This window comes from Agarivorans albus (genome assembly GCF_019670105.1).
Classification (GTDB): Bacteria; Pseudomonadota; Gammaproteobacteria; order Enterobacterales; family Celerinatantimonadaceae; genus Agarivorans; species Agarivorans albus.
The window spans coordinates 4,045,862-4,071,960 of the sequence record NZ_AP023032.1; the positions used below are offsets into that span (position 1 = coordinate 4,045,862).

The 26,099-nt window shown below is 43.6% G+C and carries 21 protein-coding genes; 4 read left to right on the forward strand and 17 right to left on the reverse strand.

Features of this window, described 5'->3' with window-relative positions; translation table 11 throughout:
* Positions 1–40: 40 nt before the first annotated feature.
* The 7 genes from prsR to K5620_RS18370 are packed head-to-tail and all read right to left on the reverse strand — an operon-like array spanning position 41 to position 9,143.
* A complete protein-coding gene (gene prsR, locus K5620_RS18340; RefSeq protein ID WP_016403557.1) occupies positions 41–1,387 on the reverse strand; it encodes a PEP-CTERM-box response regulator transcription factor in 1,347 nt (448 codons plus the stop codon).
* 39 nt (positions 1,388–1,426) lie between these two features.
* Positions 1,427–3,466, reverse strand: a complete 2,040-nt coding sequence (prsK, locus tag K5620_RS18345; RefSeq protein ID WP_221077411.1) for an XrtA/PEP-CTERM system histidine kinase PrsK — start codon at positions 3,464–3,466, stop codon at positions 1,427–1,429.
* A gap of 54 nt (positions 3,467–3,520) precedes the next feature.
* Entirely contained in the window at positions 3,521–4,591 is a 1,071-nt protein-coding gene (locus K5620_RS18350; protein ID WP_016404014.1) for an XrtA/PEP-CTERM system-associated ATPase, read from the reverse strand.
* Positions 4,592–4,593: 2 nt separating this feature from the next.
* Positions 4,594–6,081 carry a TIGR03016 family PEP-CTERM system-associated outer membrane protein gene (locus tag K5620_RS18355; protein WP_084682040.1) on the reverse strand — a complete coding sequence of 496 codons (1,488 nt, stop codon included), beginning with the start codon at positions 6,079–6,081 and terminating at the stop codon, positions 4,594–4,596.
* A complete protein-coding gene (locus K5620_RS18360; protein ID WP_016404016.1) occupies positions 6,035–6,931 on the reverse strand; it encodes an XrtA-associated tyrosine autokinase in 897 nt (298 codons plus the stop codon). Before K5620_RS18360 ends, K5620_RS18355 begins: the two co-directional genes overlap by 47 nt.
* Complete coding sequence (locus K5620_RS18365) at positions 6,928–8,484, reverse strand: XrtA system polysaccharide chain length determinant (RefSeq protein ID WP_016404017.1); 1,557 nt, start codon at positions 8,482–8,484, stop codon at positions 6,928–6,930. Before K5620_RS18365 ends, K5620_RS18360 begins: the two co-directional genes overlap by 4 nt.
* A gap of 17 nt (positions 8,485–8,501) precedes the next feature.
* Entirely contained in the window at positions 8,502–9,143 is a 642-nt protein-coding gene (locus K5620_RS18370; protein ID WP_194164229.1) for an XrtA/PEP-CTERM system exopolysaccharide export protein, read from the reverse strand.
* Between the two features lie 283 nt (positions 9,144–9,426).
* Between K5620_RS18370 and K5620_RS18375 the strand changes: the two genes are divergently transcribed.
* A complete protein-coding gene (locus K5620_RS18375; protein ID WP_016404019.1) occupies positions 9,427–10,830 on the forward strand; it encodes a TIGR03013 family XrtA/PEP-CTERM system glycosyltransferase in 1,404 nt (467 codons plus the stop codon).
* A gap of 3 nt (positions 10,831–10,833) precedes the next feature.
* The gene (xrt, locus tag K5620_RS18380) at positions 10,834–12,270 is read left to right on the forward strand and encodes an exosortase (protein ID WP_016404020.1); all 1,437 of its coding nucleotides are present in this window, start codon (positions 10,834–10,836) and stop codon (positions 12,268–12,270) included.
* Here xrt and K5620_RS18385 read toward each other — a convergent pair.
* From K5620_RS18385 to K5620_RS18425, 9 genes are all read right to left on the reverse strand, one after another.
* Entirely contained in the window at positions 12,247–13,791 is a 1,545-nt protein-coding gene (locus K5620_RS18385) for a hypothetical protein (protein WP_016404021.1), read from the reverse strand. The two genes, xrt and K5620_RS18385, sit on opposite strands and share 24 nt — an antisense overlap.
* Positions 13,792–13,871: 80 nt before the next feature.
* Positions 13,872–14,879 (reverse strand): polysaccharide deacetylase family protein, encoded by a 1,008-nt coding sequence (locus K5620_RS18390; RefSeq protein ID WP_221077412.1) that lies wholly within the window; start codon positions 14,877–14,879, stop codon positions 13,872–13,874.
* A complete protein-coding gene (locus K5620_RS18395) occupies positions 14,869–16,059 on the reverse strand; it encodes a hypothetical protein (protein WP_221077413.1) in 1,191 nt (396 codons plus the stop codon). The genes K5620_RS18390 and K5620_RS18395 overlap by 11 nt, the downstream gene beginning before the upstream one ends.
* A complete protein-coding gene (locus K5620_RS18400; protein ID WP_221077414.1) occupies positions 16,056–17,228 on the reverse strand; it encodes a glycosyltransferase family 2 protein in 1,173 nt (390 codons plus the stop codon). The genes K5620_RS18395 and K5620_RS18400 overlap by 4 nt, the downstream gene beginning before the upstream one ends.
* Positions 17,229–17,756 (reverse strand): serine O-acetyltransferase, encoded by a 528-nt coding sequence (locus K5620_RS18405; protein ID WP_246612300.1) that lies wholly within the window; start codon positions 17,754–17,756, stop codon positions 17,229–17,231.
* Positions 17,753–18,934 carry a glycosyltransferase family 4 protein gene (locus K5620_RS18410; protein WP_016403860.1) on the reverse strand — a complete coding sequence of 394 codons (1,182 nt, stop codon included), beginning with the start codon at positions 18,932–18,934 and terminating at the stop codon, positions 17,753–17,755. Before K5620_RS18410 ends, K5620_RS18405 begins: the two co-directional genes overlap by 4 nt.
* A gap of 5 nt (positions 18,935–18,939) precedes the next feature.
* Positions 18,940–19,572 carry a polysaccharide deacetylase family protein gene (locus K5620_RS18415; protein WP_016403861.1) on the reverse strand — a complete coding sequence of 211 codons (633 nt, stop codon included), beginning with the start codon at positions 19,570–19,572 and terminating at the stop codon, positions 18,940–18,942.
* Positions 19,573–19,669: 97 nt separating this feature from the next.
* Positions 19,670–20,797 carry a glycosyltransferase gene (locus K5620_RS18420; protein ID WP_016403862.1) on the reverse strand — a complete coding sequence of 376 codons (1,128 nt, stop codon included), beginning with the start codon at positions 20,795–20,797 and terminating at the stop codon, positions 19,670–19,672.
* The gene (locus K5620_RS18425) at positions 20,787–22,133 is read right to left on the reverse strand and encodes a phenylacetate--CoA ligase family protein (protein ID WP_016403863.1); all 1,347 of its coding nucleotides are present in this window, start codon (positions 22,131–22,133) and stop codon (positions 20,787–20,789) included. Before K5620_RS18425 ends, K5620_RS18420 begins: the two co-directional genes overlap by 11 nt.
* Positions 22,134–22,461: 328 nt before the next feature.
* Here K5620_RS18425 and K5620_RS18430 point away from each other — a divergent pair, with 328 nt between their 5' ends.
* A complete protein-coding gene (locus K5620_RS18430) occupies positions 22,462–23,664 on the forward strand; it encodes a hypothetical protein (RefSeq protein ID WP_016403864.1) in 1,203 nt (400 codons plus the stop codon).
* A gap of 29 nt (positions 23,665–23,693) precedes the next feature.
* Positions 23,694–25,139, forward strand: a complete 1,446-nt coding sequence (locus K5620_RS18435; protein ID WP_016403865.1) for a lipopolysaccharide biosynthesis protein — start codon at positions 23,694–23,696, stop codon at positions 25,137–25,139.
* Between the two features lie 50 nt (positions 25,140–25,189).
* On the opposite strand, the gene K5620_RS18440 is transcribed toward K5620_RS18435, so the two are convergent.
* Positions 25,190–26,089, reverse strand: coding sequence for a glycosyltransferase family 2 protein (locus tag K5620_RS18440; RefSeq protein ID WP_016403866.1), 900 nt, complete (start codon positions 26,087–26,089; stop codon positions 25,190–25,192).
* Positions 26,090–26,099 lie beyond the last annotated feature (10 nt).

The window sequence follows — 26,099 nt, forward strand, 5'->3', positions numbered from 1 at the left end:
TACAACAAGCGGCTCTCGCCGCTTTAAAAATAAACCGACCTTAGTCAGTTTTCAAACCGTATTTATCAAGCAAAGAATACAAGGTTGGGCGAGTAACACCAAGCAGACCAGCGGTATTAGAAATATTGCCGTTGCTTAGCGCCAAGGCTTTATTAATTGCTTGCTTCTCGGCAGCTTCGCGCACATGGCGAAGATTTAGCGCCAGTTTAACTTGCTCTTCATCGCCAATTGGCAGGGCCAAGTCATCGGCGGTAATTTGCTTATTGTCGGCCATGATAACTGCCGACTTCACCTTATTTTGCAGCTCGCGAATATTGCCAGGCCAACGGTGATTACTTAAAGCAGTAATAGCGTCATCACTAAAGTTATTAATATTACGCTGCATTTGCTTGTTATAATTTTGCAAGAAAGCACGTGCTAACAACACCACATCTTCACCGCGGTCGCGAAGCGGTGGGATATTAATGGTGATCTCACTAATTCGGTAAAATAAATCTTCACGAAACTCTTTTTGCTCAACCATGTTTTGCAAGTTTTGGTGGGTTGCACAAACAATTTTCACATCAACGGCGATTTCTTTACGTCCGCCTACTCGCTCAACCACTTTCTCTTGCAAGAAGCGAAGAATCTTAGCTTGTAACGGATACGGCATATCGCCGATTTCATCTAAAAATAAGGTACCGCCATTAGCACACTCAATCTTACCTTCGGTGGTTTTATGTGCCCCAGTAAACGCGCCTTTTTCAAAACCAAATAGCTCGCTTTCAAGCAAGTTTTCTGGAATAGAGGCACAGTTAATGGCGATAAAAGGTTTATCTTTACGTGGGCTTTGTTGGTGAATAGCGCGAGCAAGCACTTCTTTACCCGTACCACTTTCACCTAACAACAGTGTGGTTACCTCGGTAGGGGCAATGCGCTCCACCATACGGCAAACTTTTTGAACTTGCGGAGAGTTACCCAAAAAGCCGTTGTTATCTAAGGATGCACCCTTTAGAGTCTCGTTTTCTAACTCTATATTGGCAACCCAGAAGGCTCTAGCGATAATTACCGACATGGTGTCATCATCAATCGGTTTTTGATAAAAGTCATGCGCCCCCATGGCGATAGCGCTTAGGGCGTTTTCTTTATCTTCGTTACCGGTAATAACAATAACTTTAAGCTTTGGGTTTAACTCCAGCATTTCTTTTAGCGTTGCCAAGCCTTCACTGGCATTGGCCTCATCTGGCGGTAAACCCAAATCTAAAGTCACCACTTTAGGCTCATAACGACGTAGAGCAGTGATGGCTTCCTTTCTATCACCAGCAATAATGACTTCGTAGTCGCTAAAGCTCCACTTTAACTGTTTTTGAATACCTGGGTCGTCTTCAACAACCAGTAACGTTTCCATGTTATTTCTTCCATCAGCTTTGCTGGCGCATTAGGCCAGCTAAATTTTGTGAATGGGCAAGTACAACTTAAATAAGCTACCCTCGCCAACATTACTCGTAACTTGTATATGCCCACCAAGCTCTTCGACAAATCGCTTCGCATCATAGGCGCCTACACCCATGCCAGCATTGCCCTTGGTAGTATCAAACGGCTTAAATAAGCGTGTATCAATAAATTCTACGCTCATTCCTTCGCCGTTGTCTTGTATTTCTATTAAACATTCATTAGCTTGCTTGCCAGCACGTATACTGATCAAGCCGTCTTCTGCCGTAGCATCTTGCGCATTTTGCACTAGATGCGAAACCACATTTACAAAGCGATCTTGGTCACCCACCAGTTCAAAGTTCTCGCTTAAGCTGAACGCTAACTGCGGAATAGGCTTACTAATAGAACGCGATTGCGCAACTTGCTCAAGTGCCGCTTTTAGCTGAAAAGGTGCAACTACGGTATCAACTCGTTGTTTCTTGCTGAGATGCGCCACAACTTTAGCCAAACGATTGGCTGCAGAGTCTACCGTTTCAAACGCGTCATCAATAAATTCAGGGTTATGTTTATGCTTAACCGCATTTTTCGACATCAGCTGCAATTGCGCCAAGACATTTTTAAGGTCATGCACCAGATAAGCAGACATGCGATTAAAGGTATCAAACTGTTGGCTTTCGGCCAACGCCAAGTTAGAACGGTGCAAGTTAAGAAATACCGCCAGTTGGCGACTAATTGCGCGCATCAAATCTCGGTCTTCCCAATTTACACTATGGATAGCAGAGGGCGCAGACAGCAAAATCACCCCCTTAAAGCCAGCACTGGTACTCATTGGAATGACATAACAAAACTTTGTGATTTGCTGTAACTGGCTAGTGGAGACTTGAAAAGGCACCACACTGGTATCTTCTTTTAACTCTTCAATATCAACAATCCATTGGTGCTCGATGGCTTGCCCAGCCAAGTGGTCTAAACATAACTGAGCCTGAGAGTCATCATCTCGAATGTTATAAGTGGCTTTAACTACATAGCGGCTGTTTTCTACGATCGCCAAACCAGCATACTGACAATCGAAAGGCTGGTTAATTGCCTTAAGTGCAATGCTATAGGGCGAAACGCCATCTTCTTCAAGCACCGCTGCAAACTTCATCCACTCTTCACGGTATTCATATTTATTGGCGAAAAAGTGTTTAGTGATTTGCACTTTTAAACGCTTGCGTAAGCGTTCAGATAAAAACAAGCTAACTAGAATTAACGCGCTTAAGGCAAAGAAGCCATTTTGCGCCATGCTGCCCCAGTCACCACCAGCATACCTGATGTAATAACCGACTAAAGCCATAACCAGTAAGTAACCGCCGGCCACCAATAACAGAGTGCTATGGTAAATGACATCACGTGACACATAGATTTTGGTCGACCAACGTTTGATCCTACGCGCACTTAATAACACCAGCGGCGCAGCTAAAATGGCAACAAATCCACGTAGGCTCCAAAAATCAAAAGAGATCCCTGAAGTAATTAAGGCATTGGCATACAGCGCAAAGTCGAAAGCAAACATGCCGCCCAAACCAAGGCACATAGGTTTAATAGTGGGGCGAGCACTAACATCAATGCGTCGATATAACTGCTCTATTAACCACAGACCAATAACAGTTTGTGATAGCTGGGTTACCAACCAAAACTGATTTAACTGCAGGCCTGCCAAAGCAGTGCTTACTTGGAGACATGCGATAAATATCAGGCCAAGCAGCAAACCTTTTTTTCGCCAAGGACCGCGAACAAAATTACTAAGCTCGAAACGTGGAGCGATGGTGGCATAAAGCAATAGGAACCACAGTGCATTACGAAGGCTCTCGATACCAAACAAATAGCCAAGAGGAAGGGCTATCCACATTTGAGCAACCCCAGCGCTAGCCCAAAGCAGCGTAAAAAACACCACCAAGCTCAATGCTTGGCGCTGGAAGCCGCTTTGTTTAGTGGTGAGCAACAGTAAGCTGAATAGCAGGTACACCACCGCTGCAATGCTGTAGCCTAATAAACCAACAATAATACTCAAACGTGACCTTCCATTTCCAAGCTAGGCTTTGTGACAGCGGGTAATGAGAAATACTTAGCTATTTTCGCTTAACTCGACGATTTCTTTGCGCTTCTTCTCTATCATTTTATCTAGATAGCGAATGATTTTAATTTTTCGCAACACTACTTCTTCAAGATAGCTAGACACATCTAGTAGTTTTGCTTTTAACTGACTATCACCAATAGCAGCATTACCAATACTGGCATTAACACCGGTACCGTCTTCATATTGGCGTCCCAACACCGCATCAATATCCGAGACCCCCTGCTGTTCTGGCGTACCTTGTAAAGAGCCAGAAAGCTCACCGCCCATCTCTTCAATAACTGCAGCTACGTCTGCTTGGCTAATCGCGTGTAAGTCTTCCAAAAACGCATATAAAAACAGTCGGTCAGCAAAGATATTAATCTTTCGTGGAATACCTTTAGTAAAGTCAGCAATTTGCTGGAAAATATCATCATCTAACTTAGGGTTTTCATTCCAACCCACCTGCTTGAGGCGGTGCAATATATAACCTTGGGTTTGCTCCGCATCTAAAGGTTTTAGGTGACAAGATGCTATTATTCGTTGCCTAAACTGCTCCATTTCTGGCAGTTCAATAATCGGTTTTAGCTCTTCCTGTCCAAGTAAGAAACTCTGAAAAAGAGGTTTGTCGTTGAGTTGAAAGTTAGACAGCATTCGCAGTTCTTCAACGGTTTCTGCTGGCAAGTTCTGAGCTTCATCTACCACTAATAATGCGCGTTTTCCTTGCTTATTTAAAGTAAGCAAATATTGTTCAAATCGCTTTAGAATATCGGCCTTATTCAAGCCTTCTACATCAATACTAAATTGGGCTGCAACTAAGCGAACTAGTTCGTCGGGGTTAAGTTTAGTTGTCGCAATTTGAGCAGCCACAATTGAGTCGTCCACCGAGGCTAATAAGCTTCTGGCGATGGTGGTTTTTCCGGTACCAATTGGCCCCGTTACAACAATAAAACCTTCACCTTGAGATAAGCCATAACGCAGATAAGACACCGCGCGATCATGGTGAGGGCTAGCAAAAAAAAACTTAGGGTCAGGGCTAAGCTTAAATGGTTTATCACTTAAGCCAAAAAATGATTCATACATACTTAAAACTGCTTAGTCGCGTTAATCGATACTCGGTTTTCGTCATAGGTTCTGCCCACTATATTGGAGCTACGATGAGTAAATTGGTAGCGATAAGTGAGGAAGAACCCTTCGATGAGGTCTTGATTTAGTGACAGATCATAGCGACTGTACTTATCCACTTGGTCGATGCCATTGAGGCGATCAAATGTGTAGTGGTCGTAATCAAATGCAAAGGCAATGATCAGCTTACGACTTAACTTATGGTCTAAGCTGATTCCGCCACCATAAGTTGTGTCTTTAACAAAATCCGTTACGTCACGCAAACCTTCGCGGGTTTGATGGCGTAACTCAAAATCTAGCCCTGAGCGGCGAAGGTCTAAGCCAGTATTCCATCTAAAGGTTTTATCAAGCTTTTGCTCTTCTACACTATCACCTTCAACAAAGAAACGGCGATCGAAGCTGGTGGGCTCTTCAATGTAGCTAATGTCGGTACTAATACGGCGCTTTTGGTGAAAGAAGGTGAATTCATAGGCATCACCATAAAAACGCTTACTATATTCAAAGAACAATTTGGTGCGGCGATTCGGCTCGAGATTAACCGCAGCCCCCACATAATCTTCGTTTTTATCTTTATCTAGAGAAAAGTTATAGCTCAGTTCGAAGTAGCTTAAACGAGAGCGAAAGTAACGAACTGCTGGTCCCCAGCTTTCTGACTCTCCCACCTTTTCCGATGAGCTAACACCTTGCAAGTAACTCTCAGCATAGTAGCGAATAAAGGGGCTGAAGCCAGAACGCTGCTGCAAACCCAACTCACCTTTATATTTAATATTTTCAGTTTCTGAAGAGTTCCCCCGCGCTTCACGGCGAATGTAGCTAGAATCAATTAACCAAAATACTGAATTTACTTTTTGACCATTTTTAAATAGCAGTGATGCGTCATAGTCGTTGTTATTGCCACGGTCGTCTTCATAACGATACAAGCTACTGGCAACTCGAGCGTTTAGATCTATCCATTTACGGGGGTTTGATTGATAGTTTAAACCTAGGCCTAACTCGCTGCCTTGAATCAAGTCTCCAGAAATCACATCGGTAATAGCATTGCTACTTACCTCTGCGGGCAGAATATCAACAGATGCAACAGCATCGACACTAAAGCCAGATTTCCCCAGTTTTTTATCACCAGTAAAATCTAGCTCGTGATAAAGCTTATTTTTTTCGGAATCGTAAGAGTGGTAGGTTTGCCTTGCCCGATAATCTAGGGAGAGTTCACCGTCTTTACCAATAACTTCAGAGACAATGCCCGCTGACAACACGCCAATTTCACCAGACTCTGGAGCTTCTTCGGTAAGACCTGCATTATCGGTATAAACTAGCTCCGCACCGATTTCTGGGCGAAACTCTACCTCTGCGGCATTAACCGAGCTTGATATCCCAACAGCAATAGCAAGCGCAACAACTGCTCTAGGCGCTGCGTTCTTCCTCATAACCATAGCCATATCCGTAGCCATATCCGTAAGTCCCTGTTTTGCCGTGTACTGCTTTATTCAATACATATCCGATCGCCAGCTCATCGCTAAATTGCGATACAGCAGATCTAATCGCAGCGAGCTTGGTTCCATCTTGTTCAACTACCACCACCGCTTGCCCAATGAAGTTAGACAATACCACCGTTTCGTTTACCCCGAGTACCGGTGGGCTATCAAACAATACGACGCGGTCGGAATAACGGCTATTTAGCTCTTCAGTAAGAGAGCGCATTTTATCACTGGCCAACAACTCATTGCTCAAGTGATGCGGCATGCCTGCCGGCATAATTCTTAAATTAGGTATATTGGTGTGATAGATAACATCAGCAATGTCATCAGTTTCACCTAATAGATACTCCATCAAGCCCATGTGTTGACCAATACCCAAGGTTTTACTCACAGTTGGCTTTAACACGTCAGAATCAATTAACAGTACTGTTTTATCCTTTTCCAAGGCTAAGCTCAGCGCTAAATTAATTGAAGTGAATGTTTTACCTTCCCCGGGGTTAGCACTAGTAACCATGATCAAGTTACTTTTATTTTTCGGTATTAGACCTGGCTCAAATGCATTTTTAATCAGCTTACGCTTAATGCTTCGGTACTCATCACTGAGCATTCTTGTTTCGCGAGAGCGAATATCTGACAGCATGCCTAAACGTTTTAACACTGCGGAGTCTATTTGCAATACCGGCTTTTCACGCTTTTCTGTAGAAGGCACACTGCTACTAGCCGCAGCTTGGTTTGACTCAGCAGCTTCAGGCTGTTCACTACCCTCTTGCTTGGCTTGGGCTTGTTTAGCAAGCTTGCCCATTGCTTTTTCTATGGTACTCATAGCAATCCACCTAAACCGGTAATAATTTTACTGTGTAAGTTTGGCAATAGGTTGATCACCATAAAGCCAACAAAGCCACATAGTAAAACCGCGTTAGACAATACAAACACTCGCATCTTACGTTTTTCTACTTTCAACAAACCAGAGCTTTCTGTGGCAGATACCACTCCTAGAACAGGGTAACCAGTTTGCTGGTATAATTGCTGGATGCTTGAAACCACTGGGTTCACTTGGCTAAAGGCCAGCGACAAACCAACCCCAACAGCTAGGGCAAAAATCAGCACCCCGGCAATTAATAGCGGACGTTTCGGACCAGAAGGCTCAATGGGAACCCTTGGAGCATCAATAACCCTAAACTTAATGTCGTCGGTAGTTTTGCCGGCACTTTGTGAAATAAGCGCGCTCTCTCTGCGCGATAACAAGTCTTCATACTTAGACTTGGTAATCTCATAGTTACGGTTAAGCCCAGTAAGCTTTGCTTCTACGTCAGGCACCTGGCGTAGCTGCTCCTCTAAGTTATCGACTTTCTCTTTGTGTCTTTGCTCGCGAACTTTAAGTGAAGCTACATCGTTTTCAATTTGACTAACGGTAATCTTGAGATCTTGATAGATCACCGATTCTGAGGCGAGAGCTGCAGGCGTTTTTGCAGTAGTTAAGGCATTTTCTTTTTGCTTTTGCAAAGACGCCAATTGACGCTGCACTTCCACCACATCAGGATGGCGCTCGGTATAGCGCAACAACAAGTCGTCTAAGCGTGTTTGCATTGCCAAAATACGATCATCAAACTCCGTTCGAACACGTGCGGTTTGTTGGGAGGCCAATACCTCTTCACTAGCCAATTGCGCTCTGGCTGAAACCAACTTGGTTTCGGCCTCACTAAGTTGTAAGCGAGTCTCTTCTAACTGCTTTTTAACGTTCTCGAGATTACTGTAATAAGTAGATTCTTTACCGGGCAAAAAGGCTGTGTATTCCTGCTTGAAAGAAGCTAGGCGTTTTTCCGCTTCAATCAGGCGCGTTTCATACTCTTCAATCTGCTGATTAATAAATGAGTTGGCGGTATCAGTATCTTGGCGCTTTTCACCGAGCGTATTCTCTACAAATACGTCCAATGCCGCTTGCACTACATCACGAACGTACTGTGGTGAGTCGGCTTCAAAACTAATGGTATAGAGGTTTTCTCGACGCGTTTTGTCGATCTCGATGGTTTCTTTTAGGCTATCTAGCAAAGCGTCATATTCAGTGCTGTTATTTACCCTAACGTCAGCATCACTAGCCCGAGCAATTTTTTCCAGATTGCTACGACTCAGCAACGTTTTAACCATCATCGCTAACTCCTGACTGGGGTCAGTTTGGATGGCTAAACCTTTAAGTAGAGGCTGCAATAATGAGCGAGTATCTGCGTAAACCCGAGCCTCGGCAGTGTATTGATTTGGCATCAATGTCACGGCTATCCAGCCAATTGGGCAAATAATCCACAGTGCGATTAAAATATAACGGCGCTTTAACCATACCCCTCGCAGGTATTGCAGAAAGTCCTCAATTAAATCTTGCATTTATACGACTACTCCGACTAAAACCATGCTTCTGGGATAATGATAATATCACCAGGAAGAACGTCTACATTGGCTTCAATCTCACCGTCTTGAATCAATTTACCAACAAGTACTTTATATGAACGCTGCTCACCGCTAACCACTCGAACTAAGCGGGCGTTATCGCCATCAGCGTATTCTGTTAGACCACCTACCTGAATCATCACATCCAGCAGCGTCATATCTTCGCGATAGTTAATTGCTTGAGGCTCGAAAGCTTCACCAATTACTCTAACCTGTTCGCTAAATGGTCCAATAAAGCCTTCAACAGTAACTGTTACGATCGGGTCACGAATAAACTCCGCTAATTCTGATTCAATCAGGCGGGCTAATTCAGTTGGTGTTTTACCCGATACCTCTAAGTCTTCAACTAGTGAGGTAGACACCATGCCGTCTGGACGCACAATGAAGGTGCCCGATATTTCAGGGTTACGCCATACAAAGATGTTGAGTTCATCACCTGGGCCGATCAGATATTTGTAATCAGCTGGGTTAGCAGTAAGCGACGGATGAACCGACGCGCCAGGTAAAGTAGGTAGGTTGTTCGAGCAAGCGGTTAGGAAAAGCCCTATCGCCATAAACGAGAGCAATTTAATTACTACTTGGTTGAGTTTTTTCATAGCACTGTCCATTTCGCTGAGAGTCCATCAAAATAACATTGATTGAGGTGGTCCTTTTTTCCATGATAGTGTGCGAGCGCGCATGTTGTAAATCTCTTGAGCTAAATAGTTTTAATATATCGACATTTATCTACTGGCTGGTGGAAATGTAAAGTGCAGGTAACAAACTTAGGTTTAACTAGCTGGGCACAAGTAACACCGATTTTTTGTGGCTCTGCGTTTAAATCTCGGTATACTGATTAGTCTTAAAACTATATTTAATATCTTGTTTCAAGGAAGAAGCGTGGCTGGTTCGAAATTTCATAATCTAGATCCCGGTAGTAGAGCGATCATTCTTGCCGAATTTTTGGTGCTCATCGGGGTTTTTGTCATTGGTGTTGAACTTCTCCGCTTTAGCGGCTTTGAAGGCATCCCCGCCTATGGCGAAGGAATACTGTTATTACACTGTTTGGCATTTACCTTCCCAATACAACTGTCAATATTGTCAGTTGGCTTATATAACCAAAAAATTCGTGAAACCTTTCGTGGAGTAATACGTCGTTTATTGGTAAGTATTGCCTTAGGTTATTTCATATCTTCGGTTATTTATGTACTTACGCCTTTAGATGTTCTTCCTGGTAATTTCCGCGAGCTGCTTTACGCCGCAGTCATGATGGGCTTAACCACTATTCGTTACTTTGCGCTTAAAATGCAATATGAGCATATGGGCCGCAAACGAATTTTGGTATTAGGAGCCGGTGAACGCGCCAGTATTATTGAAAAACGCATGCGCCGTAAATCTGACCGTGTAAGCTTTGAAATGGCCGGCTTTATTCGTATGCCTGGTGATTCTGATGACGGTATTCAACGCGAAACTATTCTAGAGCTTGACCAGCCCTTAGAGTCGTTTGTACTGGCCAACGGCGTAGAAGAAATAGTGATTGCAGCCGATGAGCGGCGCGCCAACTTGCCGGTAGATAGTTTATTTTTATGTAAACTGCGTGGCGTTGAAATCACCGATATTATCGACTTCATCGAGCGCGAATCAGGGCAAATTGCAGTAAATCTTATTTATCCTTCATGGGTTATTTACAGCAATGGTTTCCATTCTACCAACTATTTACGTAGCTCTTTAGATTGGGTATGTAACACCTTCTTAGGCCTCATCGTATTGTTCCTCACTTGGCCATTGATGTTAATTACCGTCATCATGATTAAGTTAGAGGAAGGCATTCGAGCCCCCGTGCTCTACTCGCAAGAACGGATTGGTTTAAACGGTCAACCATTTAACATTTACAAGTTCCGCAGTATGCGCACCGATGCTGAAAAAGATGGGGCTAAATGGGCGCAAAAAGAAGACCCTCGGGTAACCAAAGTGGGTAACTTTATTCGTAAATACCGCGTCGATGAGCTGCCGCAAATTTATAACGTATTGGTAGGCGATATGGGTTTTGTAGGGCCCCGACCAGAGCGCCCTGCGTTTGTAAAAGAGTTGGTATTATCAATTCCTTATTACAACCAGCGTCACAACGTTAAACCAGGCTTAACTGGCTGGGCTCAGCTTAAGTACCCTTATGGAAGCACTGAAGCGGATGCACTTGAGAAGCTAAAGTTTGACCTTTACTACATCAAACACCGAAGCTTCCTACTCGACCTTTTGATACTAGTGCGCACTGCAGAGATTATTTTGTTCGGAAAAGGGCGTTAATCTTTGGTAGCAACAGAGTCAAGCAACAAACTAAACAACAGCGGCTTACTTCAAGCCGCTGTTGTTCTTGGTACTACCGCCTTAATTGCCTTGCTCTTTTGGCCGGTAGTATTAGATATTTGGCGCTATAGCTTTGATGATGGCACCTACTCGCATGCATTCTTAATCCCAATTGTTGCTCTATATGTGCTTTACGATTGCCGTCAACAACTGCAGTTTCGTCAAGGTGCTAGCTTGTGGTTGGTATTGTTAATTGCCAGTTTAGCCATAGAGTTGCTGCTTTACTTAAGCCAAATTAGCTTGCCCGTTAGAGCGCTGTTACCCTTTGTTTTACTATTTAGCTTATTGAGTATCTTCAAACACCATAAAAGCCTTTACGTGTATGCCCTGGTGCTCCTCTTTGCCACTCCGATTTGGGGCATTTTGTCACCACCTTTACAAAGCTTATCGACCACCGTTGTAGAGATGGTTATGGCCTATACCCATGTTCCTAGTTACTTTGAAGGAAATGTAGTGTCAATTCCTTCAGGGCAATTCGAAATAGCTAACGGCTGTAGTGGCTTACGCTACTTTATTACTTCTTTGTTTTTGTGTTTGTTATATATCTATTTCAATATTCGCAGTGTTAAAAATGCTTTAATCTTTTTTGCTATTTGCATGTTTGGCGCGTTAATCGTTAACTGGGTTCGGATCATCACAATCATTTTGATCGGCCATGAAACGCAGATGCAAAGTGAAATAATTTATGACCATAATAACCTTGGCTGGTATTTATATATCCCATACTTGTTATTAGCTTTTTACGTTGGTGGGAAGCTGTCCAGCGAGTTAGTAGCTCAAACTAAAGTAAAGCAAACAGAAGGCCCTTCGGTTCGCGGTTTAGCCTTTGTTATTTTGGCGCTATTGATTTTTTCACCCAGCCTAATTGATTGGCCAGTATGGGATGCCAATAAACTAAACACCGAAGATGCTAAAGCAACAACCAGTTACCACCCAGCCCTTCAAGTGGCCCAGTATCAGTCCGTTGAGCAACAAAGCCTTAGTGTTAATCAAGTAGAGCTCAATCATTGGGTGTTTTTGTTTAGTGGCTTAGGCTTAGACAACAAAGCCTCATTTTACTTAAATGAAGTAGTACCTGAGAATCTGCGAATTGATAGCTCAGAGACAGAACAAGCAATTAACTTCATTTACTTCCGCTCTGCAGCCAACCGACCAGGCGTGTTAGCTTATAGCTATGCAGGCGCTAAAGGCATGGTATCAAATCGTTCTGCTCTGCGAGCTCAACGTTTCAGCGAAATCCTCTCTGGGCAACGCCAAAGCGCAATTGTGGCCGCTTCTGCCTTGTGTCTCGACAACGACTGTCGTGAAGCCAAACAGGCGCTCTCGATGCAATTACTTAAATACCAAGACACCCAATTATTGTTTCAACAACCAGGTTAACGAGCCATTGCTGGCAAACCACCAGTTAAATTTTCTAAGTGGTTTTAGCGACCAGTTGGGGTTACTCATGGCTTTTTTCCCTTTCTTATCCATTGTGCCCTCACAGGTATTCAGCAATTCTTGAGCAAGCAGTTCTAGCAGGAATTCATCTTGTTGACGCTGTCGTTTTAGATACACCCCTTTGTAAACCATACCGGCTACATCGCAAGCATGTTGTCGCTCAGTCCATGAGTTTCTATCTTGAAAAATAGACTGCTTAAAAAACACCAAGTAATCCGGTATGTACAAAGTTTTACCTTTATACTCCACTGTATATAAACCGTGATGTAGCAGCATGTCAGAAAAGTCGATAATCAAATCCGCTGCTCTTTGATCATCAGTCATCCAAAAGTAACGCCACAGCTGTTCTACCACCAATGCCGACATCCACGGAGAACACACCATGTCTTTACTATTTTTATTAGAATGGGCTTTTAAACTGTGTTTTATACAGCCACCTTGCCCCGGAGCGCTCACCCATAAGTCCTCGCGAATACCTTCAAGTAGCTGTTCTACCCGCTTAGAGGACTGCTCATCGCTTTGTAATTCCCATTGGTTTAACGCCAAACTCAAAGCAACTGACAGATGACGCTCTGTCCAAAAGCCTAATTGAGTTGAATAGCGGGCTGGCCAAGCCAGTCCTTTTTGAGTCATTTTTTCAATAGCCAGCTTGGTCGACCGATGTGGATAGAAAAGGTAGTCAATTAGCAGGCCACTACTTAACATGTATTTAAGATCGGCCGAGCCTTTCAGTGCAAAGTCACCATTGTCATCGAGCTGACTCATAAAAAACTGCGCTTGCTGGTGAGCTGTTTTCTTCCAAACTGGGTCTGCAGTCTTAAAATACAGCTGATAAAAGGTGAAAGGTCGGTCATACAACCAGGGCGCTGCACTATTAGTGGGTAATGTGGTTTTCTTGGCGGGATCTTTAGGTTTACTCACCTGCTCAATAATAGCTTCATCGGCGCTGTAAGCCGCGTAACGCCAATAAGCATTGTCTAACCAACCCCAATCAATATTATTTGCGTTATAAATTAGCGGGGAGTACAGCGCTTTATTGAGCCAAGCTTCGGGGTAGTGCAGCTCAGCTAGCTGAGCTTCTTCAAAGCTTAGGGCCTGGTCCGGCTTCGCCAAACCTTCTCCCCAACTGAGCTCTACACTTCCTTGCTCCAAACCTTCAACTTTAAACAATACACCTCGATAGAATGCAGTGCTTTTAAGTTTTGGCCAAAGTAAATGAGCATGAGCGGTAAACTTAAGGCTTACCCCCTGCTGCTTTAGAGTAAAGCCCTGTTGTTCTGAGACTGTAAAGTTAGGAAATGGGATAACGATGTAGTGGAACTTATTCGTGCTGGGAAGAGTTTTAACATTTAGCTCAACACTTGCTTTTGCCACATTGCTAACAGCAGCCACCAAAAACAGTAAATAAACAACTAACGGCCGCCAGACTAAGCTTGAAGCATTAATAGCAAATCCTTGCATATTCCATATCCTCTATGTGAAAAAGGCGTTTACTTTTGCTTATTCAGTTAAGTGCAAATGTACGGGTTGAGCAAGCCTAGTTAAGCTCGATGCTTGGTATTTAACTCCATAACTTGTACTTTCAGCGAATCCACTTCTTTATTGCCGTCTACTGAGATCCGCTTTAGTTGGTAAGCGCTCTGCGCATCTAGCTGAGTATTGATGCCATTCATAAAGGAGAATGCCAAACGGTAACCACACTCTTGTGCAAGCGCTTGGGTTTGCTCAGTAAAACTGTCAGTTCGCCCTACTGGATAGGCAAGCATAGAAACCGCAGTACCCAGTTTGCTCTCGATGAAATCTCGCGATTGGGTTAACTCTTCGCGCTGCTGCTCTAATGATAAGTGCGCTAAAATCGGATGGCTGCGTGTATGTGAGCCAATAGTCATTCCACCCTCTGCCATTTCCTTTAGTTGCTGCCAGTTTGCAAACAAGCTATGTGAGCTGGGCATTGGAGGCGCTTTACACTCTGCTTTTAACATATCTAACTTCTCTTCCATGGAGAAACTATGGTCTTCCTTGAAGGCATAAAGCAGTTTACGGATATTCTGAGTTTGGTTTTTGCCACTTAAGTCTACAGCGTGGGACCAGTGTTTTAGTTTTAATGTATTAGACTGACAATGCTTAACTAGCCAAGCTACCTCGTCCCACCAGGCAAAAATGCCACCATTGGTGTATTCAGTCACCACAAAAAACACTGCGCTAAGCTGATGTTTTGTTAACAAAGGAAAGGCATGCTGGTAGCTATCAATATAGCCGTCATCAAATGTGATTAAGGCATAGGGTTTGGTAATTGCTTCACCCGAATCAAGTAAAGCGATTAACGCGGCTTCATCTAATACTTCAAACTCTTGTTTATAAAACAGCAAATGTTGTTCAAACTGCTCTGCGGTACAGCTAAAAACGTTAGGGTCAAACTCACTAAAGCGTGCGTCGCCAATTCGATGATAATTAAAAACATAAATGCCGGGCACACGTTGCTGCCAGCGCTTTTGAGAGACGCTACGCTTACCGAAAAAAAACTGCCTTATCTTGGCTTTATTCAGCATCCGTATGCTCATCTAAAGTTTTATAATTAGGCGCTTTAACTAGATAGTCTCGATACTGATTTGGATTGCCCGACTCTCCAGCTTCGGCAGCTTTAGCCATGTTGTACATCTCACGCGCCGACACATAGTGCAATACGTAGTTTTCACCATCGTTATACTTGCTTTCCAGGTAACTACACATGTCATCGAAGGGTTTACCTAGCAAAGTGGGCATGTCTGCTTCTTGGGTGCCATGGGTATGGATCTTAATGAAGCGCCACTCCGGTCGACCTTCGACATGAATATTTGCCTTAACCCACAAATCAACACGATCTTTAGTCGGCATCATACTGGTGCGAATATCGGAGTTCTCAATTTGCGGGAAAATGCCTTTTTTACGCGCTTTCCAGTTAAGATCTAACGGGCCATTAATTAGCATTAAATCACCCCACATTTGACCGCCTACTTTGACCATTTTGCCAGTGTCATGCGACTTCGGCGCATGAGGATCGTCTTTGGCATAATAAATCGCGTTCACCGTTGCGGGTTGGGTAACACTCGGAGCAGACGGGAAGGTATAATCAACAAAGCAACCTGTTTCCCGTAGCACAATCAACTCATCATTTACGCCACATAATTTCCCCTCAGGGTGGGAGTTATCTAAGGTCCAGTTTCCGTGAATAAACGCGTATTGCAGCTTGCCAGTCTCTTCACTACGTACAAAGGCACCGTGTTTTTCATGCAATAACCCGGTGAAGCCCTCCAAGGTTTTACGTAAATTATCACTGGTATCGTCTTCATGGTGTAGGTGAACTTCAATTTCCCCAAAACCACGCGCACAAATATCGGCTACCTTAGCTAAGTGTTCATAGCGATACTCTTCTTCTGGGTAGAAAAACGAATGTTTTGGATGGCAACCATCTGCATCTTGGTGTTTGCCAGCCACTACCGGGTATTCATTAAACCAGCGGTCCACACGAGCTCGCTCTTGCTCAAGGCTGATATTTTTGCCCCACTGCGGCTCATAGTGATCTACAAAACAAAACAATACGTGGGTTGGCCCTTCAAATTTTGCCTTAGCTCTAAACTTTTGTTTTAGGTAATGAGGTAACCATAAATGCATGTGCTTCTTTCGAATAATTAAGGTTACCGCTGCTGCGCCAACTAGCAGCAATACAATTAAAGCTAAAAAGATTATCACCGTGATGTCCTTTGCCATGTGCCTTGCACATTTTTAAACAAGAATGAGTAGAAGCCTTTTAATAAAGCCATATTCATAGATACAAAAAAAGTTAGAAATGCAATGCTGCCAGGTACACTTTTGCCGCGCTTACTACGACTGTTCCCCCAAGCTGCCACCAAGTAGCCGGCCAATTGAACGGCCAACAAGCTGGCATACAAAGGCTTAGCCACCAGCATTAGGTTACACAGTAAGGCAATCAGCATTAAATGCGGGGTAAACCAGCGCAACACTTTATGGCTAAGGTAAGCAAAAAAGCGTGCACCTTGCAGTGGGTTTAGTGCCCATAAACAACGAGTAAAAGCTTGGTAATTACCGGTACCTATGCGAATTCGACGTTTTTCTTCATCGTGTAGAGAAGGCGCTACTTCTTCAAACGCTACTGCGTTTGGTTCATACAACACCTTTTTCCCCGCCTTAGACACGTTCATCACAATCATGAAATCATCAACAATGGTGTTGGCAGGTAGCGCCTGATATAAGGGTTTAGCAATAGCGTAAATAGCGCCATTAGCTCCGAGTAGAGCACCTAAACGCGACTCATGAAATTTGAGCATTTGCTCGTAACGCCAGTAGATGCCGTCTTTGTTATCAGCTGATTCAGAATCAACTAAATGCAGTTCCCCACAAACAGCCCCAATGTCGTCACTATCAAAGTGCCTAACTAGGTTTTCGATAGCGTCCACTTCAAAATGGGTGTTGGCATCAGACATGACTAAAATAGGGTCTTCGGCCAATTCCACCAAGTCATTAAGTACGTTTATTTTGCCGCGATTTTGCTCAAAGATATGGGCTTTAAAATTGCTCGCCTCCACCGCTTGTAAAATTTCTGCAGATTTATCCGTGCTGCCATCAGAGCCAATATGAATGGTAAGTTTGTCTTTGGGGTAACTAAGTTGCAGTAAATTGTCTACCCGCTGCTGCAAACAGCTCTCTTCATTATAAGCGGCAATAATAATTGAAACAGACGGCCACTCTTTAGCTTCTAGTGAACGACGTTCTCGGCGACGCCAGAGATAACGGGTATCACGAACCGCTTGTTTAATACCGCTAATCATTAGCAGTACAACTGGATAAGCAGCATAACTGTAGCCAATTAAACCCACTGCCAACCAAAATAACAATTCCATTTACTGCTCCATCTCGGCTGACTTTCGGCGATATGCTTTAGCGGGAATACCTAACATGGTTGCGCCTTCTTCTGCAGATTTAGTTAACACAGCATTAGCGCCAACTTTTACCTGGTCAGCAACATCTAAGTCACCAATAATTTTGGCGCCAGCACCGACAAATAGCTCAGAGCCTAAACGCGGTGATTTGCCCTTTTCATCTCCAATCACCACACCACTTTCTAAAGTAATGTTACTACCGCCCTTTACCTTAGAATTAATCACAATGCCTACAGGGTGCATAATCACAAAACCTGGGCCAAATTCCGCACCAGAACCAATCACGCAACCATTCATAAACTTATTCAACCATTGGAAGAAATAGGCAAGCAAGCCCAAGTTATGATTGGCACACCACCGCATCCAGCGATAGATAATATTGGCGCTAGAACCATCTGCCATAACTATCCTCAACATGCTTACAGACGCGCCATCTAATCTGAAAATTTCTTGCTTACGACGAAAATCAGCTTTGATATTTTCCATCATTTCACCAAGGTTAATAGTTGTTCAGCATTATGACGCCACTGCCTTTCACGCTCGATATAAGCTCTAGCTTGCAGACCAACTTGCTGCTGCTGTTCCACTTGAGAAGAAAGGCTGAGCACCTTTTCTACGCAAGAATCACGGTCGTTTGCTTTAAACAACCAACTGGTTTCGCCGTCGGCTACAACTTCAGCAATAGGCGTAAAGTCAGGAGCAACCATACCTTTGCCCATAGCCATAAACTCAAACAGTTTCATCGGTGAGCCATAGTCATTTGAATCCGGCAAAATGCCAAAGTCCATGGCAGATAAATAGGTCGGCACTTGGTCATGGGCGACTCTGCCGGGCATAATAATTTGCTTCTCTGCCCCTGCATCAGCAATGCGTTGTTTAATACTTTGATAACAAACGCCATCGCCTACCAACAATAAAACAATGTTGGGATAATCTTTTAGGCGCTCAGCGATCAAATCAACAAACCAGTCGATACCGTGCCAATGTACAAAAGCACCAACGTAGCCAACGACAACTTTATCTTCTACCTCTAGCTTTTGGCGTAAGGCTAAAGCAGCAGCATCATCGATAATAAACTGATCTAAATCTGCAGCATTTGGCGAAATCACTGAGGGAGCAATATTTGGGTAAGCATCTTGAGCAACTTGTTGAAAGCGACTAGAAATAAACACTAAACCAGTAGCGTTACTAAAAATCCACTTCTCAATTGAGCGAGCAAAACGTTGAAAAAATAGTTCACGTACACGATGCACTAAACAGGAGTCATTAATTTCCAACACAATCGGGATGTTATGGCGCTTTGCCCACCACACACTAGCAAACATGAACAATGAATAGCGCTCATAAACAAATTCTATTTGCTGCTCTTTAACCGCTTTACGTAAGCGCCACCAAGCCAACACATTAAAAGCCAGCTCAAACAGTTCAAACACAAATTCTGGGGTATGTTTGGTTAACTCAGCCAGGCGAGAAAATAAGCTCTTTTTAGCAGGCGGTTTAGCCGCTTGCTGCTGTTTCGGCGCTGCCAGCTCTTCTTCCGGATCAGCACCAGGCAGAGATAAAATGCTTACCTTGTGGCCTAGTTCACGCAGGCCTTTAACCACACCACGAATATGTACACCTTCGGCCCCTCGGCCACGTGTTCGGTGGTGGAACAAAATGTTCATTTAACTCAGCTCTCCAATGCTTTAAGTTCAAAACCTTGCGCTTGCCACTTAGGGATTAATTCCGCTAGAGCGTCAATGCAAAGGTTGTTGTCATCATGAAATAAAATAATATCGCCTGCGCTTACTGGTTGCTCGTTAAAGCGTTTTATTAGTGTTGCACTAGGCTCTTTTTTGTAATCTAAGGAGTCGCGGCTCCAATGCACTGCTGTAATCCCACGCCGAATCAAATAAACCAGTAAAGAACTGCTCCAACGTCCTTGCGGGGAGCGGAATAAGCGACACGGTTGCTGAGTAAGGTTTTGAATAGCGTTGTTGGTCTGTTCTATCTGCAACTTGCGCTCAGCGGCACTGATATGATCAAAGCGGGGATGATTGTAAGAATGGTTGGCAAGGCTATGACCTTGCTCAGCAATTTGGCGTGTGAGCTCAGGAAATTTTTCTGCTCGCGCCCCTAATACAAAGAAAGTTGCTTTAGCTTGATGCTTAGCAAGCAGCGCCAATAAAGCTGTGGTGTACTCTGGATAAGGTCCATCATCAAAGGTTAAATAAAGCGCAGCCTCGCGCGGGCTTCTTTTAATCAGAAACCAACTATCAGGCAGAACTTTACTACGTATAAGATATTTGATCTTATTCAACATTAACTACAAATCCATTTGTGCCAATACTAAGAGCTTAAGCAAGCTTGTTAGTGTAACAAAATACCTGCTTAGCCCCAGCAAATTATTAACTTATCTTTTAAACTTCACCATTTTTCAACATTGCGAGAAATTGTTGTTGATTAAGCGACCAAGAAAACTGACTAGCATGCAGCTTAATCGCCTGTTTATCCCACTGTTTATCCAGTATCAGCTCTAGCCCCTCTGCCACCGCCGTCGAACTCTTCGGCGGAATAAGCACGCCACAACAGCGAGTATCCATCACCTCGGGAATGCCCCCAACCTCAGTAGCTAATACCGGTGTGCCAGCCGCCATCGCTTCCAATACAACATTAGGCACCCCCTCTGCGTAGCTGGGCAAGGCGAGAAGTTCAGCATTGCCTATCCAAGCTGGTAGATCGGCGTGCGCAACAGAGCCCAAAAATGTCACTCGCTCCGTTAAGCCATCAGCTTGCGCTTGTTGCTCAATGATCGCTCGTTTGGCACCAGTACCAGCATAAACCAGGTTTAATGCCGGCTGTTTAGTGGCAATCTTAGCAAAGCCCTCATAGAGCTCTACAACGCCTTTGTCTGGCTTTAGGTTCCCTACATATAAGATGTAGTCTTGTGCTATTGGTTTGTCACTTTCACCACCAAATTTTTGATGATTGACGCCATTGTAGATAACAGAAACCTTAGATTGCTCTATTCCTAGTCGCTGCATTTCTTTAGCTAAAGCTTTCGATACAGACAAGATACCCAGTGCACTTTGACTGGCATTTTTTATTTGTTTTGCACGTGCGGGATCTTTTGCTAATTGGTTAATATCACTGCCATGTACCTTAAAGAAAAAGCGCGCTTTAAACAGTTTAGCTATCCAACTAGTTGCAACTGCTTCTGGGAAAGCCCAACTTGCCATTAAGATTTTGACTTGCTTGCGCTTTAACCACAATCCAGAATGCAATAGCAAAGACAAAAACATCATCACGCTATAAAAACGACGCCCCACTTTTGGCGTGTAAAAATACGGAGCGTAACGTAACTCTTCTGATTGTGTAATCTGCTTACGATGTTTAAACCATTCAGGAAAGGCTACCGGAACTAACAGGCTTAACTGATACTCAGACTTTAACAATTCAAATTGCTGGTGATTAAACTTAGCGCGATTAGGTTCCCAAGGGAGAGGGTATAAATTGGTGATAATCACCATTGCTGGCTTAGACTTCACAAATAGTTACCCTGTGTTTGCCGCTGGCTGTTAACGGAATATCATCCACTAACTCAAAATTAAGCATCAGTTCACCATTGCTATACTTGTTTATTTCATCACTAATGGCGGTTTTATCTGCTTCACTAAATTGCTCATTAGCTACAATTTTTAGAGTAACTTGTTCAAGTTGCTGTTGAACAACTTGAAAGCGCGAAATGCCGACAAACTCTTTAAATAAATGTGGGAACAACTCGCCAGGAATACTGCCACCCGACGGCGTTTTTATAATGTCTAGCTTACGCCCATCAATGCTAGACATAATTGGCAAAGGGTTTCCACAACTGCAGGCCTGATGGTTAATCGTTGCGCGATCGCCATTTACATAACGAATCAAAGGCATCCCATAGTTATAGAGATCGGTAACCAAGAGGTCACCGCTGGTCTCTGTTACCACCTGTCCTTGGCTATCGATTGTTTCTATCACTAAGTGGTCGATGTTCATGTGCAAATTACGTTGTTCTTGGCAATCTGCCGCCATCAACATAAATTCTCGACAACCAAAAGTGTTGTACACTGGCGTTTTAAAAGCTTTCTCTATCTCTTCTCGTTGAAAGTCATGTAAAGGTTCAGCCCCTGTTAAAATAGTGCTGGGGCGCCACACTTTTATTCCTTGGTCGTTAATATAACGAGCCAGCTCATAAAGCGGGTTTACGTAAGACACCATAGCTGTTGGTCTATAGTCATTAATATCATCAACATACTCTTGTTTGTTATCTTGAGTCATAGCAAAAGAATTGAGCATTTTTCGATTATAAAAGCTGTGGTAAAGCGCATTTTTAATGGTTTTAAAGCGCGATGGCTGGCCTAAATCGGCTCCCCATAAGTACAAGGTTTTTTGGCCTAATCCTGCGCCTAGCCAGCCATAACCTCGCCACATAACAGCTTCTCGGCGAGTATTACTGTTGAGGTCCAGCTCAAAGTGGAAAGGCTGTCCGGTAGAGCCACCGGTGGACTTACGGATATTGTTTGGATGTTTGCTCGAAACAAACTCAGCGTAGTGCTGCTTAATATCGTTTTTGGTGACTATCGGCAAAGCCTCGAAGTCACGCATGTTGCTAATATCACGCGGATCTTTAATGCCTGCTTCAGCCCAAACCCGAGGATAATACTGAGTATTGTGGTAAGCATGCTGCAGCAGTTTTTGTAGCTCTTGCCATTGATGAGCTAACAACTGCTCTTTAGTCCATGAAAGGCGTTGCTCATAAGCACCTAAGTGCTTTAACAAGTCTTTGCCTTTAATCGCCTCGTAGGCGGGCATTAAGCAGCTTCGTAAAAAAGATGGGTAAATGGCCATCGTTGACTTCCATATCCGTATGATAACTAATGTGTACAAGGCTCAAAGTATTGAACAGGCAAGTTGCTTACTCGCTTTTCTCAAGCGCTGTTATTAACTAGGTTCAATGAAACACCTTTGCTACTTACCCTAACATTTAAGTAAACAACAAACATCTACTACTGGGTTAGCGAGGTCTTCCATTAATCGAGCAATTCCTTTTACTTAGGCATTATAGTAACGCTAAACAGGCGTGAATTTAAACGCCAAGATTACTACTAATTTGTTGTTTTATACGTTAGCCTAATCAGCATTGAGCTTGATGATGTAGTGTTAAGGAAAACGCGATATGGACATCGGTCCAGTTACTATTGTGGCGAAAGGCAGTGCGCTTGTTTATCAAGTGGATTTCGAACTAAAAGGAAGTCATCAACAACTTTGGTTTGAAGTTGACAACCTTGCCCAACAAGAACTGTCGAGTAGCGGTGACACTGCCTTAATGGCTTTATTACTTCCAGCAATGTTAGCCAATGAAAACATTCATGTTAAAGGTAGCGTGTCTGAGCGTTTACTATTTAGTTTAAATGGCGCTTACCAAACTATACTGACCCAAACCATTCCTTATTTGCAGCGAGTGAACATTACCGCCGAGCACTGCAATACACAAAGCTCGTCAGCTACCGGCGTTATCACTGGCTTTTCTGCGGGCGTAGATTCGTTTTGCACCATTACCGACTACTTTTCAGATAGCCCCCCTAAAGCGCTCAAGGTTACTCATCTACTTTACAATAATGTGGGTTCTCACGGGCCGGGAGAAGAGCGCCTATTTCGCGAACGCTACCAACAATTAAAAGAAACAGCCGATACTTGGCAGCTTCCGTTCATTACTGTTAACTCAAATATGAATGACTTCTATGGCCGTAGTTTGGATTTTCAGTTAACTCACACTCTGCGAAATGCCGCTATCCCGATGTTGTTTCAACAATTCATTGGCCACTTTTTATATTCATCCGCCTACAGCTATCAAGATTTATTTGTTGGCGAGAGCTACGACATGGCATATAGCGACGCTTTTAGTATGCCGCTCTTGGCTACTGAAAGCTTGCAATGTCACTCGGTGGGTAGCGAGCACTCGCGCGTAGAAAAAACCCTGCGTATTAGTAGCAACCCAGATTCGTACAAAGTATTAGATGTTTGCGTGAAAGGTGATAGAGCGGGCAATTGCTCACACTGCGATAAGTGTTTACGCACCCTACTGACCTTAGATTTGGCCGGTAAACTTGAGCTATATAAAGACAACTTTGACTTAGAGGTTTACCAGCAACACAAGCAAGCATTCATTAATGAAGTTCTAATTAGCAAGGACCCACTGCTAAAAGAAATAGTGGTTTGGGCTAAACAGCAGGGATATCGCTTTGCTGCTCATCACTACCTTTCGGCCACTATGTTGTTCCTCAAGCGTTCACCGGCCAAAGTCTTTTTGCTATTTAAAAACCAGCTAAAAAAACTGTTGTCTAGCTTAGGTTTATATCACCCCAAGCAATACCACTAATTTGTTCCTCTCGAGCCAAAAGCCTTAACATGACCAAAGATTCCAAGCTAAAAAATCAAGTTCTATCTTCCTTAAAATGGGTAGCCATGGGGAAAATTGTTACCCAAATACTGCGCTGGGCTATGACATTTTGGGTCATTCGCTTATTAAGCCCAGACGACTATGGCCTGGTTGCTATGTCAGACGTACTGTTTGGTTTTCTTAACTTATTACTAGGCTCCCTATTTGCTTCGTCAATTATTCAAGAGAAGAACTTAACTAAGCAGAGTTTAAAGCAGTTATTTGGCGCTATTATTGTTAGCCACCTTGGCTTTTTCGCGCTGCAGTATTCCTTGGCTGATGTGGCCGGCAGCTACTATAAATCAGACATAGTAAGCCAAATTTTAAAAGTGAATGCTTGGTGTTTTATTATCTTAGCTTTAGAAGTGATTCCTGCCGCCTTACTAGCTAAGAACATGGAGTTTAAGCGAGTATCGATTATTGCCGCTATCTCCAATATCGTAGCGGCAGTGTCAACCTTAGTGATGGCTTATTTAGGCTATGGATTTTGGTCTTTGGTCATTGGCGAAATAATCTTTATTGGCTTGCGAGCCGCGCTGACCTTTGCAGCCAAACCGATTGATTTTCTACCTAGCTTTAAGATAAACGATATAACCGCCATGCTTAAATTTGGCGGTATGTTGTCTATTCAATCAGTATTGTTTTATGTATTCATGCATATGGATGTAGCGATTGCCGGTAGGATAATGACGCCAACCGAGGTAGGCCTGTATGCCATTGGCTTGCAAGTAGCGCTAATGCCGCAGAAGAAAATCATGCCCTTACTTCGACAAGTGGCCTTCCCTGCATTTTCTCAAATACAAGATCAACCAAAGCTCATCGCCAACTATGTGCTGAAGGCACAGCGTTTATGCATTAGCTTAACCTTGCCCATTTTTTGGGGCTTGGCTTCAGTCACCGATTTGGTGATTCCGCTGCTACTCGGCGAAAAATGGTTAGGCGCAGTAATACCAACCACCATTATGTTAATGATTATGCCACTTCGCTTCAGTGAAGAGTTATTTAACCCCGCTCTAAAAAGCTTAAAGAAAGTGAACCACATGCTGGTGAACTTATGCTTTATGGTGGTGATCATGTTTATAAGCATAATGGTCGCAGCTCGCTATGGTGCAACCGGCTTAGCTTTAGCGTGGTTGTGTGGATTTCCGATTGCCTACTTAATCGTAGCTTGGCGAAATAGCCAAACCTTAAATACGCAGTTCAGCCAATTTGTTAAGTTGCTGTTAGCCCCAATGCTATCGGGCGCAGCAATGTTTGCGGTGGTTTATGGTGCTAAATCATTTATTGAAGCAGACATCGTAGTGGCGTTGCTGCTGCAAATCACTTTGGGTGGGATAACTTACTTGGGCTTGATGCTGCTATTAGATAGGGCTTCGATTAAAGAAGTACTTAGCATGCTTAAACGTAACGGCTAAAGTCTGTTGCACTTCTGCGGTTAAGTACAACAGACCCAGCATAGGGTATGTTACTTCGAGCCCCGCAGCGGGCTCAGCGCTGCTTTAATAAGCGCTTTTATCATTAGCCAAACGGTAGCACCAGAAAACTTCAAGCTTAAAGACTGAGACAATGCTTTAAAGGCAGCAAAGCATTGCTCATTCCATAATAAGTCTTTCCCCCAATCTAGGTAGATCTTGGCCTTCACTTTACCAACCAGATCCCCCCAACTGGCGCTATTACTACCTTGTCGAGCTAAGAACGCATCTACAACATCAAGGTTGTCTTGATAAGACGATAACAAACTGCCTAAGCTTCCCTCTATATCGGCTTTCCACACTAAGCTTGTTTGCAATAAACCAATTAGCCCTTGCTCTGCAATACGCAGGTACAGGTCTATATCCTCAGCGGTTTTTAAGCTTTCATCAAACAACCCCACCTTATTAAGCACTTCTCGGCGCACCATAAATGAAGATGTCACCAAATAAGGATGTAAAAAGACTTGCTGTAAGTCCTTAGAGACTAGCTCCGGAGCTTGCTCACTTTGTTGGTTGAGGGTTTCTTCATCAGCCTTGTAGGATGTCTCGGTATAACAGGCCACCCAGTCGGGCTGAGCACGCATAGCGTTAACTTGATCCATCAACTTCTGTGGACGCCATAAGTCATCAGAATCGAGAAAGGCAACAAACTCTCCTGTTGCCGCTTGAATACCGGTATTTCTTGCCTTAGACGCGCCACCATTTTGCTGGCTAATTAACTGTATCTTTGCCTGATACTTTTCCAAGCTCGCAACGGTATCATCTTTAGATCCATCATCTACAACAATGATCTCATAATCATCAAAGCTTTGCGCCAAGATAGACTCGATGGCTTTGTCGATAAAAGCCGCCGAGTTATAGGCAGGAATGATAATGCTGACTGCAACTGTCATCGCTTATACC